The organism is Spirillospora sp. NPDC046719, from assembly GCF_040645715.1.
Taxonomy (GTDB): domain Bacteria; phylum Actinomycetota; class Actinomycetes; order Streptosporangiales; family Streptosporangiaceae; genus Spirillospora.
The window spans coordinates 1-13,538 of the sequence record NZ_JBEYYT010000254.1 but is presented as its reverse complement, the minus strand read 5'-3'; the positions used below and the strand labels follow the sequence as shown (position 1 = coordinate 13,538).

The 13,538-nt window shown below is 74.2% G+C and carries 13 protein-coding genes and 1 pseudogene; 6 read left to right on the top strand and 8 right to left on the bottom strand.

Annotated features, from left to right (window positions below; genetic code table 11):
* Positions 1-460, bottom strand: a 460-nt coding sequence (locus ABZ914_RS32980) for a helical backbone metal receptor (protein ID WP_500198056.1), incomplete at its 3' end; no start/stop codon positions are given.
* Positions 461-472: 12 nt separating this feature from the next.
* Positions 473-3,691 (bottom strand): fused isobutyryl-CoA mutase/GTPase IcmF, encoded by a 3,219-nt coding sequence (gene icmF / locus ABZ914_RS32975; RefSeq protein ID WP_500198055.1) that lies wholly within the window; start codon positions 3,689-3,691, stop codon positions 473-475.
* Positions 3,692-3,744: 53 nt separating this feature from the next.
* Here icmF and ABZ914_RS32970 point away from each other — a divergent pair, with 53 nt between their 5' ends.
* The 4 genes and pseudogenes from ABZ914_RS32970 to ABZ914_RS32955 form a co-directional block, all read left to right on the top strand.
* Positions 3,745-4,281 carry a MarR family winged helix-turn-helix transcriptional regulator gene (locus ABZ914_RS32970; protein ID WP_500198053.1) on the top strand — a complete coding sequence of 179 codons (537 nt, stop codon included), beginning with the start codon at positions 3,745-3,747 and terminating at the stop codon, positions 4,279-4,281.
* 65 nt (positions 4,282-4,346) lie between these two features.
* Positions 4,347-5,657, top strand: a complete 1,311-nt coding sequence (locus ABZ914_RS32965; RefSeq protein ID WP_500198052.1) for a hydroxyacid-oxoacid transhydrogenase — start codon at positions 4,347-4,349, stop codon at positions 5,655-5,657.
* Between the two features lie 136 nt (positions 5,658-5,793).
* Positions 5,794-6,609, top strand: a complete 816-nt coding sequence (locus tag ABZ914_RS32960) for a tryptophan 2,3-dioxygenase (RefSeq protein ID WP_500198050.1) — start codon at positions 5,794-5,796, stop codon at positions 6,607-6,609.
* Positions 6,599-7,636, top strand: a pseudogene (locus ABZ914_RS32955) (FAD-dependent oxidoreductase); the annotation flags it as partial. The gene ABZ914_RS32960 and the pseudogene ABZ914_RS32955, both read left to right, overlap by 11 nt.
* A 65-nt stretch (positions 7,637-7,701) precedes the next feature.
* Here ABZ914_RS32955 and ABZ914_RS32950 read toward each other — a convergent pair.
* Positions 7,702-9,432, bottom strand: a complete 1,731-nt coding sequence (locus ABZ914_RS32950; protein WP_500198048.1) for an MFS transporter — start codon at positions 9,430-9,432, stop codon at positions 7,702-7,704.
* 77 nt (positions 9,433-9,509) lie between these two features.
* On the opposite strand from ABZ914_RS32950, the gene ABZ914_RS32945 reads away from it, so the two are divergent.
* Positions 9,510-9,737 (top strand): hypothetical protein, encoded by a 228-nt coding sequence (locus ABZ914_RS32945; protein ID WP_190856426.1) that lies wholly within the window; start codon positions 9,510-9,512, stop codon positions 9,735-9,737.
* A 28-nt stretch (positions 9,738-9,765) separates the two neighbouring features.
* Here ABZ914_RS32945 and ABZ914_RS32940 read toward each other — a convergent pair whose 3' ends face one another.
* The 3 genes from ABZ914_RS32940 to moaA form a co-directional block, all read right to left on the bottom strand.
* Positions 9,766-10,086: a DUF6457 domain-containing protein gene (locus ABZ914_RS32940; RefSeq protein WP_500198046.1), complete on the bottom strand. Its 321-nt coding sequence runs from the start codon at positions 10,084-10,086 to the stop codon at positions 9,766-9,768.
* A 48-nt stretch (positions 10,087-10,134) separates the two neighbouring features.
* Entirely contained in the window at positions 10,135-10,707 is a 573-nt protein-coding gene (mobA, locus tag ABZ914_RS32935) for a molybdenum cofactor guanylyltransferase (RefSeq protein WP_500198057.1), read from the bottom strand.
* A gap of 65 nt (positions 10,708-10,772) precedes the next feature.
* A complete protein-coding gene (moaA, locus tag ABZ914_RS32930; protein ID WP_500198045.1) occupies positions 10,773-11,762 on the bottom strand; it encodes a GTP 3',8-cyclase MoaA in 990 nt (329 codons plus the stop codon).
* 139 nt (positions 11,763-11,901) lie between these two features.
* Here moaA and ABZ914_RS32925 point away from each other — a divergent pair, with 139 nt between their 5' ends.
* Positions 11,902-12,708: an alpha/beta hydrolase gene (locus tag ABZ914_RS32925; RefSeq protein ID WP_500198043.1), complete on the top strand. Its 807-nt coding sequence runs from the start codon at positions 11,902-11,904 to the stop codon at positions 12,706-12,708.
* Here ABZ914_RS32925 and ABZ914_RS32920 read toward each other — a convergent pair whose 3' ends face one another.
* Together ABZ914_RS32920 and ABZ914_RS32915 are read right to left on the bottom strand one after the other, a co-directional pair.
* Entirely contained in the window at positions 12,709-13,065 is a 357-nt protein-coding gene (locus ABZ914_RS32920; RefSeq protein ID WP_500198042.1) for a hypothetical protein, read from the bottom strand. It abuts the gene before it with no gap.
* A partial coding sequence (locus tag ABZ914_RS32915) for a hypothetical protein (protein ID WP_500198041.1) occupies positions 13,062-13,538 on the bottom strand: 477 nt, incomplete at its 5' end. The genes ABZ914_RS32920 and ABZ914_RS32915, both read right to left, overlap by 4 nt.

The following is a 13,538-nucleotide window of genomic DNA, read 5'->3' as shown; positions in this document are numbered from 1 at the left end:
GCCGCCAGACCGGGACGACGGCGGCGCGCGGTTCGCCGGGCGTCACGGCGGCCCAGACGCGGGCCGCCTCGTCCCGCCAGCCCCGGACGGGGACGCGGCACGCCGTCGTGAGCATCCGCCGCAGCGACGCCAGCGCCTCGTCCACGGTGCGGATCTCGGTCATCCACACCGCGACGCCCGCGGCGCGCAGCGCCTCGACGTCGGCGGGGCGGTTCTCCTCGGTGTTGCCGAGGACGACGTCGGGCCGCAGCTCCCTGATGCGCTCCAGGTCCGGGTTCTTCGTGCCGCGCACCCGCGGGACGTCGAGGCCCTCGGGATGCGTGCACCAGTCGGTGGCGCCGGCGAGGAGGCCGGGGGCGGTCACCGCGACCGTCTCGGTCAGCGACGGCACGATCGACACGACGCGGCGCACCCGCTCCGGAACGGGAACGGGCGCGCCGGTGTCGTCGCGGGCGGCCATGCGGCGCGGCGCTCAGACGTTGCGGCGGTACTGGCCGCCGACCTCGAAGAACGCGTCGGTGATCTGCTGGAGGCTGCACACCCGCGCCGCGTCCATCAGCACCGCGAACACGTTCCCGCCCGACCGCGCGGCCTCCTTGAGCTCGGCGAGGGCCGTCTCGGCGTCGCCGCGGTGCGCGGCCTGGTAGGACCGGACCCGCTCCAGCTGCGAGCGCTTCTCGTCCTCGGTGGCGCGGGCCAGCTCGATCGTGTCCGGCGTCCCGTCGCCCGCATCGGGGAGGCGGAAGGTGTTGACGCCGACGATCGGCAGCGACCCGTCGTGCTTGCGCTGCTCGTACAGCATCGACTCGTCCTGGATGCGGCCGCGCTGGTAGCCGGTCTCCATCGCGCCGAGGACGCCGCCGCGCTCGCTGATCCGGTCGAACTCGGCGAGGACGGCCTCCTCGACCAGGTCGGTCAGCTCGTCGATGATGAACGACCCCTGCAGCGGGTTCTCGTTCATCGCCAGGCCCCACTCGCGGTTGATGATGAGCTGGATCGCGAGCGCGCGCCGGACCGACTCGGCCGTGGGCGTGGTGACGGCCTCGTCGTAGGCGTTGGTGTGCAGGCTGTTGCAGTTGTCGTAGATGGCGATGAGCGCCTGGAGCGTCGTGCGGATGTCGTTGAAGTGCATCTCCTGCGCGTGCAGGGAGCGCCCCGAGGTCTGCACGTGGTACTTCAGCTTCTGGCTGCGCTCGTTGGCGCCGTAGCGGTCCCGCATGGCGACGGCCCAGATGCGGCGGGCGACGCGGCCGAGCACGTTGTACTCGGGGTCCATGCCGTTGGAGAAGAAGAACGACAGGTTCGGCGCGAAGTCGTCGATGTCCATGCCGCGCGCCAGGTACGACTCGACGTAGGTGAACCCGTTGGCGAGCGTGAACGCGAGCTGGCTGATGGGGTTCGCGCCGGCCTCGGCGATGTGGTAGCCGGAGATGGACACCGAGTAGAAGTTGCGGACCTTGTTGGCGATGAACCACTCCTGGATGTCGCCCATCATCCGCAGCGAGAACTCGGTGGAGAAGATGCAGGTGTTCTGGCCCTGGTCCTCCTTGAGGATGTCGGCCTGGACGGTGCCGCGCACGGTGGACAGCACCCGCGCCCGGATCCCGGCGGCCTCCTCGGCGGACGGCTCGCGCCCGTGCTCCTCGCGGAACGCGTCGATGCCCTGGTCGATCGCGGTGTTGAGGAAGAACGCGAGGATCGTCGGCGCGGGCCCGTTGATGGTCATCGACACCGACGTGGTCGGCGACGACAGGTCGAACCCGTCGTAGAGCGCCTTCATGTCGTCGAGCGTCGCGATCGAGACGCCGGACGTGCCGACCTTGCCGTACACGTCGGGACGCTCGTCGGGGTCGCGGCCGTACAGGGTGACCGAGTCGAACGCGGTGGACAGGCGGGTGGCGGGCTGGCCCTCCGACAGCAGCTTGAAGCGGCGGTTGGTGCGGAACGGGTCGCCCTCCCCCGCGAACATCCGCGCCGGGTCCTCGTTGTCACGCTTGAACGGGAACACCCCGGCGGTGAACGGGAACTTCCCGGGCAGGTTCTCCGAGCGCAGGAACCGCAGCAGCTCGCCGTGGTCGGTGTAGCGGGGCAGCGCGACGCGCGGGATCCGGCTGCCCGACAGCGACTCGCGGGTCAGCCTGGTGTGCAGCTCCTTGTCGCGGATCCTCACGACCTGCTCGTCGCCGGAGTAGGACTCGACCACGGCCGGCCAGCCCTCGATCAGGGCCGCGTTCTCCGGGGCGACGTCGCGGCGGGCCTTCTCCAGCAGCCCCTCGACCTCGGACGCGTCGGTCAGCTCGGCGCGGACCTCGTCGAGGCGCTGCACCCGCCGGACCGCCTCGGCCTGCGCGGCCGTGTCGGCGTGGTAGCCGCGGACGGTCTCGGCGATGTCGGACAGGTACCGGACGCGGGCCGGCGGGATGATCGTGGCGGCGCCGGTCGACACCCTGGTGTCGACGTGCGGCAGCGCGCCGTCCCGCAGGGTCAGGCCGTGCTCGGCGAGCATGCCGCCGAGGTGCTGGTAGAGCGCGGTGACGCCGTCGTCGTTGAAGGTGGCGGCGCTGGTGCCGAACACCGGCATGTCCTCGGGCCGCTGCCCGAACGCCTCCCGGTTGCGGACGAGCTGCCGGGACACGTCGCGGCGGGCGTCCTCGGCGCCGCGCCGCTCGAACTTGTTGATCGCCACGACGTCGGCGAAGTCGAGCATGTCGATCTTCTCGAGCTGGGACGCGGCGCCGAACTCCGGCGTCATCACGTACAGCGAGACGTCCACCAGCGGGACGATCGCGGCGTCGCCCTGCCCGATCCCCGGCGTCTCCAGGATGATCAGGTCGTATCCCGCGGCCTTCACCGCGGTGAGGACGTCCTCGATGCCCTCGGGCAGCTCGCGGGCGCCGCGGGTGGCCAGCGACCGGAAGAAGACCTTGTCGCCGTCCAGGGAGTTCATCCGGATGCGGTCGCCGAGCAGGGCGCCGCCGCCGCGCCGCCGGGTCGGGTCGACGGCCAGCACCGCGACGCGCAGCCGGTCGCCCTGGTCGACGCGCAGCCGGCGGACCAGCTCGTCGGTGAGCGACGACTTGCCGGAGCCGCCCGTGCCGGTGATGCCGAGCACCGGGACGCGCCGGCCGGACGCCGCGTCGGCGAGGGCCGCGCGGTCGGCGGCCGCCAGCTTCCCGGCCTGCAGGCAGGTGATGGTGCGGGCGAGGGCGCGCCGGTCGCCCGCCACGACCGCTTCCGCCGGGACGGGCTCGTCCGCCAGGTCGACGTCGCAGTCCCGCACCAGCTCGTTGATCATGCCGGGCAGGCCGAGCCGCTGCCCGTCCTCCGGGGAGAAGATCCGCACGCCCGCGTCCGCGAGCCGGGCGATCTCCTCGTGCACGATCACGCCGCCACCGCCGCCGAACACCCGCACCTGCTCGGCGCCCGCCTCCTTGAGGCTGCGCGACAGGTACTCGAAGTACTCGACGTGGCCGCCCTGGTAGGAGCTGATGGCGACGCCCTGCGCGTCCTCCTCCAGCACGGCGTCGACGACCTCGCGGACGGACCGGTCGTGGCCCAGGTGCACCACCTCGGCGCCCTGCGACTGCAGGATCCGCCGCATGATGTTGATCGCCGCGTCGTGCCCGTCGAACAGCGCGGCGGCCGTCACGAAGCGCACCGGGTGCACCGGCTTGTGGAGCGGTCCGGTCACGTCCCCCACCTCAACCTTTGGACATCCAATATTTGGAAGTTAAAATAGTTTCCGTGCGCGACGAGGTCAAGACGCCTTACGGTGGGGCGGTGCCCGACACCCCCGACCCCATCTCCGAGGCCCACCGGCAGTGGAGCGCCCGCTGGCCCGAGCACGCCGACCACATGGCGGCCGTGACCTCGGTGATGCGGGCGCAGCAGCTGCTGCTCAGCCGGATCGAGGCGGTGCTGAAGCCGCACGGGCTCACCTTCGCCGCCTACGAGGCGCTCCGGCTCCTCGCCTTCACCCGCAGGGGCACCCTTCCCATGGGGAAGATGGGCACTCGTCTCATGGTCCACCCGGCGTCGGTCACCAACGTGATCGGGCGGCTGGAGCGGCGCGGGCTCGTCGGCCGCGCCCCCTCCCCCGACGACCGCCGCGTCGTGCTCGCCACGATCACCCCGGCGGGCCGCGACCTCGCCGAGGAGGCCACCGCCGCGCTCAACGAGGCCGGCTTCGGCATCGCCGCGCTGCCCGCCGAGCGCGCCGCCGAGATCACCGCGGCGCTGCGCGCCGTCCGCGTCTCGGTGGGCGAGCTGCCCGACGAGTAGCCGGCCCGCGCCGGGGCGCCCCGGCCCCGGCCCCGCCTTGCCCGGCCCGTCCGGGCGGTGACACGGTGGGAACGATCAGCGGTACCGGCATCGAGGGGGCGGGCATGGCGAACGAGACGGTCTTCACCTACGGCGCGCCGCAGCTGAAGTTCGGCACGGGCGCGTCCGACGAGATCGGCCACGACCTCGCGCAGTACGGCGCGCGGCGGGTCCTCGTGGTGACCGACCCGGGCGTCGCCGCGACCGGCGGGCCGCAGCGGGTCGCCGACGCGATGAAGGCGTACGGGATCGAGGCGGCGGTGTTCGACCGCGTCCGCGTCGAGCCGACGGACGCGAGCATGCGCGAGGCGGTCGAGCACGCGCGGGAGACGGGGCCGTACGACGCGTTCGTCGCGGTGGGCGGCGGGTCGAGCATCGACACCGCCAAGGCCGTCGACCTGCTCACCACGAACGACGGCGACCTCGCCGAGTACCTGAACCCGCCGGTCGGCGCGGGACGGGCGCCGGAGCGGCCGCTGCTGCCGCTCGTCGCCGTCCCCACCACGACCGGGACCGGAGCCGAGAGCACGACCGTCTGCGTCCTGGACGTCCTGGACCTGCGGGTCAAGACGGGCATCAGCCATCCGCGCATGCGCCCCGCGCTCGCCGTCGTCGACCCCGACCTGATGGTGACGCAGCCGTCGGGGGTGACCGCGTCGTCCGGGATGGACATCGTGTGCCACGCCCTGGAGAGCTACACCGCCAAGCCGTACGACGCGTACGAGCGCAAGCGGCCCGAGCAGCGCGTCCCGTACTGCGGCGCGAACCCGGTGTCGGACATGTGGTCCGAGCGGGCGCTCGGCCTGATCGCCCATTCGTTCCGCGCGGCCGTCCGGGACGGCGAGGACCGCAGGGCCCGCGCCGACATGGCGCTGGCCGCCACGTTCGCGGGGCTCGGGTTCGGGAACGCGGGCGTGCACATCCCGCACGCCAACGCCTATCCGATCGCCGGGCAGGTCAGGGACTTCCGTCCGGACGGGTACCCGGACGGCGAGCCGATGGTCCCGCACGGGATGTCGGTGTCGCTCACCGCGCCCGAGGCGTTCCGGTTCACCTTCCAGGCGCGTCCGGAGCGCCACGTCCGCGCCGCCGAGCTGCTCGCCCCGGAGATGGACCGCCCGGACGACCCGGCCGAGCACCTGCCGCGCGCGCTGCTCGGCCTGATGCGCGACATCGGCATCCCGGACGGGATCGCGGGCGTGGGCTACGGAGAGGCGGACATCCCCGACCTGGTCGAGGGGACGATGCGGCAGCAGCGGTTGCTGGTGGCGTCGCCGCGCCCGGTCACCGAGGACGACATCGCGGGCATCTTCCGGCGGTCGCTCCGCTCCTGGTGAGCCCCGCCGGAGGCGCCGCCCGGTCACCCGTGGGCGGATTGCCGGATATGTACGTCGCGTGCGCACCCAGCGGTCGAATGGGCGGAACGATCCAATATGCTGCGGGTCACATCCGTTGTGTCGCAAGGAGGCGGTGATGGCGGATTCGCCGACGATGACGTACGGCGGTTACCTGCGGCTAGAACGGCTCCTGTCCTGCCAGGAGCCCGAGACCGACGCGCACGACGAGCTGCTGTTCGTGATCATCCATCAGGTCTACGAGCTGTGGTTCAAGCAGATCCTGCACGAGTCCGCGCTGCTGCAGCGCCGGCTGGAGGCGGGCGGCAGCGCGGGCGCGCTGCACACCGCGCGCCGGATCGCCAAGATCCTCAAGACGGTGGTCGGGCAGCTGGACGTGCTGGAGACGATGACGCCCCGGCAGTTCGCCGCGTTCCGGGACGCGCTCGGCACCTCCAGCGGGTTCCAGAGCGACCAGTTCCGCGAGATCGAGGCCGTCCTCGGCCGGCGCGAGTTCCCCGCGTCGGTTCTGCGCGGCGACGAGCGGCTGCGCGACGCGGTGTCCCGGCCGTCCATGTTCGACTCGCTGCTGCGCTACCTCGCCGTGCAGGGCCACCCCGTCCCCCGCGAGGCGCTGGAGCGCGACACGTCCCTGCCGTGGGAGCCGGACGAGGCCGTCCAGCAGGTGCTGCTGGCGGTCTACGCCGACGAGAACGGGCCCGCCGCCGAGGTGTGCGAGGCGCTCGTGGACGTCGACGAGGGCGTCCAGGAGTGGCGGTACCGGCACCTGAAGATGGTCGAGCGGACCATCGGCGCCAAGATCGGCACGGGCGGCTCCGCCGGGGCCGACTACCTGCGCTCGACGCTGTTCGCGCCCGCGTTCCCCGACCTGTGGGAGGTCCGCTCGCAGACCGAGCAGCCCACCGCCGGGGAGGAGCCCGCCCATGGCGGCTGAGCGGCGGGACAAGCGGGTCGCGATCGTCGGCGCGGGCCTCGCGGGCTGCCTGCTCGCGGTGCTGCTCGGCCGCCGCGGCATCGAGGTGACGGTCTACGAGCGGCGGCCCGACCCGCGGATCGCGGGCGCCGAGCGGGGCCGGTCGATCAACCTGGCGATCTCCGCGCGCGGGCTCGCCGCCCTTGAGCAGGTGGGGCTGCGGGACCGGTCGCTGAAGCAGGCGCTGCCGATGCACGGGCGGATGGTGCACCCGCTCGGCCGGGAGCAGAACTTCCAGCCCTACAGCGCCGACGGCCGGCGCGCGATCAACTCCATCAGCCGCGCCCAGCTCAACGAATCGCTGCTGGACACCGCGGAGGCCACGCCCGGCGTGACGCTGCGCTTCTCCCAGCGCGTCACCGGCGTGGACGTCCAGGCCGGGGCGCTGCTGCTGGAGGACGGCGGCACCGAGGCCGCGGACGTCGTCCTCGCCGGGGACGGCGCGTACAGCGCGGTGCGCCGGTCCCTCGGGCTGAACGAGGACGCCGACTTCCTGGAGCACGGGTACAAGGAGCTGACCGTCCCGCCGCGCGACGGCGACTTCGCGCTCGATCCGGACGCGCTGCACATCTGGCCGCGCGGCACCTCGATGATGATCGCGCTGCCGAACCTGGACCGCTCGTTCACCTGCACGCTGTTCTGGCCCAAGTCCGACCTCGCGGCGCTGGACTCCCCCGGGAAGGTCACGGCGTACTTCGCCGAGCACTACCCGGACGTCGCGGGCCTGATCCCCGACCTGGTGGACGACTACGAGCGCAACCCGGTCGGGTCGCTGGTGACCGTCCGGTGCCGGCCGTGGACGCGGCGGGGCGACGGCGCGATCGTCGCGCTGCTCGGCGACGCCGCGCACGCGATCGTCCCGTTCTTCGGGCAGGGCGCCAACTGCGCGTTCGAGGACTGCATCGAGATCGACCGGTGCCTGACGGAGACCGGCGGCGACTGGGCGCGCGCGCTGGCGCTCTACGAGGAGCGCCGCAAGCCCAACACCGACGCGATCGCCGAGATGGCGCTGGACAACTTCATCGAGATGCGCGACCGCGTGTCGTCCCCCGTCTACCGGGCGAAGCAGGCGGCGACGCACGCCCTGGAGCGGCGGCTCGCGGGCCGGTACGTCTCGCGGTACGAGCTGGTGTCGTTCTCGACGATGCCGTACGCGCGGATCCCGGCCCGCATCCGGCGGCAGAACCTGGCGCTGGCGGGCGCGGCGTCAGCAGCCCTCGCGGGCCTGGCCGTGCTCCTGCGCCTCGCGCTGCGCGACCGCCGCTGACCGGGCGCGGGGGGGCGGCGGCCGGGGGGGGGCGGGCCGCGCCCCCCCCCCCCCGGCGCAAACCCCGAGGAGGGTGTGGGGGGGGGGGGGGGCCCCCCCCCCCCCCGCCGGCCGGCCGCCAGGTCGGCGACGGCCGCCGCCAGCGCCAGCATGACGAACACCAGGATGACGATGAGGCCGCGGCGGAACGCCCCGGCCCAGTCGCCGTGCGTGCTGGCCAGGGCCGAGAAGAACACCGACCCGACCGCCGCGATCCCCGTCGCGGTGCCGACCCGCTGCCCGGTCTGCAGCACGCCGGCGGCGCTGCCGCCCTGCGTGTAGTGCACCTCCGACAGCGTGATGGTCTGGTTCGGGGCGATGACGAGGCCGCTGCCGCAGCCGGCGAACAGCAGCGGCAGCGCGGTCGCGATCCCCACGCCCCGTCCCGGCTCCAGCTCGACCGCGACCCACGCGGCGGCCAGCCCCACCGCCACCACCGCGAGGCCGGCGGCGACGAGCGGGCGCCCGTACTTCGCCACGATGCGCCCGCCGACGGCCGCCGCCACACCCGACCCGACCGCGAACGGGGTGATGGCCAGGCCCGCTTCCAGCGCGCTGTAGGACAGGCCGTTCTGCAGGTACAGCGTGAAGATGAAGAAGATCGCGGTGAACCCCGCGAAGTACAGCAGCGCGATCGCCGACCCCAGCGCGTACGAGCGGAGCCGGAACAGCCCGAGGTCCACCATCGGCGCGCGAGCCCGCCGCTCCCACCAGACGAACGCCGCGATCAGCAGCGCGCCCGCGAGGACGAGCAGCCATTTGAGGTCGCCGTGCCACTGCTGCTGCTGGACGAGCGGGAGCAGCACGCACACCACGCCCGCGCCGAGCAGCAGCACGCCGGGCGGATCGAGGCCCTGCTTCTCGCCGCGCACCGGCGGCGGCAGCAGCCGCCACGCCAGGAACAGCGCCGCCACTCCGACCGGGATGTTGACGTAGAACACCCAGCGCCAGCCCTCCGCGTGACCGGCGAGCGCGATGATGCCGCCGCCCAGCAGCGGCCCGGCGGCCGTCGCGATCCCGATGACCGCGCCGAGCGCACCGAACGCCCGGCCCCGGTCGCCGCCCTGGAACAGCTGCTGGATGAGGCCGGCGACCTGCGGGTTGAGGATGCCGCCCGCGACGCCCTGGAGGAGGCGGGCCAGCACGAGCCACGTCATGGTCGGCGCGATGCCGGCCAGCGCGCTGGCCGCGGTGAACAGCGCCAGGCCCGTCATGAACACCGCGCGGCGGCTGCGCGCGTCGCCGAGCCGCCCGGCCGGGACGAGCACCAACCCGAAGGTCAGCGCGTACCCCGACAGGATCCACTGCAGGCCCGCCTCCGAGGCGTGCAGCCCCTGCTTGATCGACGGGAGCGCGACGTTGACGATGCTGACGTCCAGCAGCGTCATGAACGCGGCGACGAGGCAGACCGACAGCGCCCGCCAGGGACGCTGCACCCCGCCCTCCTGGTCGGCCCCCGCCGTGGCCTCCGTCCGCACGAGCGATCTCCTTTCCGAAGATCACCGCACCAAACCCGGCGCACCGGGCGCACCGGCCGCTGTGCCACAGTTGCGTGGTGACCGCATCCCCACCGGGCTCCGACCCCGACGAACTGCAGTGCTCCGCCAAGGGCTGCCGCGCCGCGGCGGTCTGGGCGCTGCGCTGGAACAACCCGAAGATCCACACCCCGGACCGGCGGAAGATCTGGCTCGCCTGCGACGAGCACCGCGAGAGCCTGTCGGCGTTCCTCGACCGCCGCGACTTCCTCAAGGACGTGGTGCCGGTCGAGGACCGCGACGCCTGAGGTCCGGAGCGGGCGGCCGGCGGGGCTCCTAGGCCTCGTCGAGGACGCGCTCGCCGGCCTGCTCGGGCACGTCGCCCTGCCCCGCCGGCGCCCCGGCGTCCGCGGAGGGCTCGGCGGGTTCGGCGCCCCAGGCCTCGGCCAGCTCCGTCAGCCGGGCGGCGGCGTCCCGGGCGGGGGCGCCGCGGCCGACCGCGAGGCCGAGGAGGTAGGCGGTGAGCGGCGCGCCCGGACGCGCCACCCCGTGCGCGACGTCGCGGGCCAGGTCGAGCACGAGGTCGCGGTCGATGTCGCCCCGTTCCAGGCCGAGCTCATCGCAGACCGCGGTCATCCAGTCCTCCAGTACGGACATGGGCGTCCCCCTTCAACGCGTCGACGTACGATGCCCACTCTCGCACGGTCAAAGCACGTCCGGCCTGGCGAGGCCGTCGGCGCGGGCGAGGTCCTCGGGCGTGTCGCAGTCGTACCACGGGGGCCGCTCCCCGGCGGGGAGCGCGACCTCTGCCGGGCCGATCGGGCCGAGGACGCCGCGCAGCGAGGCACCGGTGTAGGCGGCGAGCGCGTCGCGCAGGCGGGCGGTGCGCCAGCATCCGGCGAGCCACTGCTCGCGGCCCTCGCCGTCCACCAGCACGGCCCCGTCGCGCTCCCCCACCGCGTGCAGCAGCGCGGCGATGTGGACGGGACGGAGGAACGGCAGGTCGGCGGCGAGCAGCGCGACCCAGGGCGCGCGCACCTCGGCCAGGCCCGCCCTCAGCGCGGGCACCGGCCCGGCGGCGGGCGGGTCCTCGCGGACCCGGACGGCGCCCGGCAGCACGTCCCGCGGCGGCCCGACGACGATCGTCCGGGACGCGCCGGACGCCGCGGCGGCGACCCACTCGATCAGGGCGCGGCCACCGACCCTCGCGGCGGGCTTGTCGGCGCCGCCGAGCCGCCGGGCGCGGCCGCCCGCGAGCAGCACCGCGTCGATGGCCACCGGATCGGAGGGCACCGGATCGGAGGGCACCCCGCCGACGGGCACCGCGCCGGAGGGCACGGGGGTCAGCCGCCGATGGCGGACATCGGCCGGGCCGGCTGCAGGAACGCCGGGTCGTCGATGCCGTGCCCGGCCCGCTTGGCCCGCACCGCCGTCCGCCAGCGGTCGGCGATCTCCTCGTCGGCCGCGCCGGCCCGCATCGCGTCGCGCAGGTTGGACTCCTCGGTCGCGAACAGGCAGTTGCGGACCTGGCCGTCCGCGGTCAGCCGGACGCGGTCGCACGCGCCGCAGAACGGCCGGGTCACCGACCCGATGACGCCGACGGTCTCGGGGCCGCCGCCGATCGCGAACGTCTCGGCGGGCGCGCTGCCGCGGTCGTGGCCGGTGTCCGGCGCCAGGTCGAACTCCGCGGACAGCCGCTCGAGGATCTCGTCCGCGGTGATCATGTCCTGCCGGGTCCAGCCGTGCTGGGCGTCCAGCGGCATCTGCTCGATGAACCGCAGCCGGTAGCCGTGCTCCAGGCAGAAGCGCAGCAGCGCGGGGGCCTCATGGTCGTTGATCCCCCGCATCAGCACCGCGTTGATCTTGACGGGTTCGAGGCCCGCGGCGCGCGCCGCCTCCAGCCCGGCGAGGACGTCCGCGAACCGGTCGCGGTGCGCCAGCCGCTTGAAGGTCGCCGGGTCGAGGGTGTCCAGCGACACGTTCACCCGGTCGAGGCCGGCGGCGGCGAGCGGCCCCGCCAGCCGCGCGAGCCCGATCCCGTTGGTGGTCAGGGAGATCTCCGGGCGCGGCTCCAGCTCGGCCGTGCGCCGCACGATGTCCGGCAGCCCGCGCCGCAGCAGCGGCTCGCCGCCGGTGTAGCGGACCTCGGTGACGCCCAGCTCGCCGACCGCGAGGCCGACGAGCCGCACCACCTCGTCATCGGTGAGCAGCTCCGGCTTGGGCAGCCAGTCCAGGCCCTCGGGCGGCATGCAGTACGAGCACCGGAGGTTGCACCGGTCGGTGAGCGAGACCCGCAGGTCCGTCGCGGTACGACCGAAGGTGTCGACCAGCACGGGCGCCCCTTCCTGCCGGGCGGACGGCCCGGTGGGCGGGCCGTCCGGGTTACGGTCGATCGGTCCAGCCTATTGCGGCGATCGCCGATCCGTCGCATCACGGGCTGCGGGCATGGCCGGTTCGGACGAGGAGGTACGGGTGACGGCGGCACGGGAGTGGGAGTTCGCGGGCACACGGGGCGCGATCACGGCACGGATCTGGTCGGACGGCGAGCCCCGTTACGTCGCGGTCCTGGCGCACGGCTACGGCGAGCACCTCGGACGCTACGAGCACGTCGCGGACGCGCTGGTCCGCCACGGCGCGACCGTGTGCGGTCCCGACCACATGGGGCACGGCCGCTCGGCGGGCGACCGGGTGCTCATCGAGGACTTCGAGGACGTCGTCGCCGACCTGCACACCGTCGTCGAGGCGGCCCGCGGCGACCACCCCGGCCTGCCGGTCGTGCTGATCGGGCACTCCATGGGCGGGCTCATCGCCGCCCGCTACGCGCAGGTCCACGGCGACACTCTGGCCGCGCTGGTGCTGTCGGGCCCCGTCCTGGGCCGCTGGTTCGTCGTGGACGACCTGCTCCCCCTCGACGAGATGCCCGACGAGCCGATCGACACCGCGACGCTGTCGCGGGACCCGGCCGTCGGGAAGGCCTACACCGAGGACCCGCTGGTGTGGCACGGCCCGTTCAAGAAGCCGACCGTCCGAGCCCTGGACACCTGCCTCCGCGCCATCAACGAGCACGGCTCGCTCGGCGCGCTCCCCACCCTGCACGTGCACGGCGGCGACGACCGGCTCGTCCCGCTGGACGGCACCCTCGTCGGGATCGAGGCGATCCGGGGCGCCGACCTGACCCAGCGGATCTATCCCGGCGCCCGCCACGAGGTGTTCAACGAGACGAACCGCGACGAGGTTCTCGGCGACGTCACCGCGTTCATCGACCGCGTGCTGGGCTGATCAGCGGCGCCCCGGCGGGCGGCGGCGGCCCGCCCGCCGGCGCCGCGCCGCCTCGTCCTCCGCCCACGTGATCTCGCCGTGCCGGTCCCAGACGAGCGGCCGCAGCTCCGCCGGGTCGGCGGGGGCGTCCGGGCGTGCGAGCACGTCGGCGCGGGCGCGGCGGGCGACGCTCACCCGCCGCCGGAAGTCGCGGAAGACCTGGATCTCGCCCGCGGCGGAGCGGCACTGCCCGCCGAGGTGGTCGTAGTCCATCCCGTGGGGATTCCGGACGTCGAGCCATCCCGCCTGCACCGCCCACTCCCGCGCCTCGGCAGGACGGGCCGGAAGGAGCGCGACGAGCCCGTGCGTCCGCTTCACCCGTCCGCGCTCGGGTCCGGGCGGCGGATGCTCGCGGAACCAGCCGCGCGGGTCGGCGAGAGCGGCGTCGAGGCCGTGCGTCCGCCACCGGACGGTGCCGTCCGGCGGGCGCCGCAGCGGAAGGCGCCGCGCCAGCTCGCGGGCGGTCCGGCGGTGAAGGGGGTGTGCCAGGCCGGGACCAGGACGATCGGGTCCGCCGGGTCCGCGTCGAACGGCGTCGGCGTGAGGAACGGCCGGTCGATCACGAGCAGCGTGCCGGGCCGCGACTGGTAGGCCAGCCCCCATAGCAGCCGCGCGAGGACGCGGGCGCCGTGCTGGTCGGACAGCACGTGCCAGGTCTCGTGGAACAGGTTGGTGCTGAAGCCCGCCTTCGTGGCGGGCCGCAGCCCGATGACCGTGTGCTCCCGCCCGCCGAGCCGGAGCGTCCGGCGGTGCAGCTTCATGCCGTCGCCCGCGCCGCGCGCGTTCGCCGG

Coding starts and splice junctions, on each gene's coding strand:
- ABZ914_RS32960 (WP_500198050.1), top strand. CDS start 5,794: ATGGCGGATTCGCCGACGATGACGTACGGCGGTTACCTGCGGCTAGAA.
- ABZ914_RS32940 (WP_500198046.1), bottom strand. CDS start 10,086: ATGTCCGTACTGGAGGACTGGATGACCGCGGTCTGCGATGAGCTCGGC.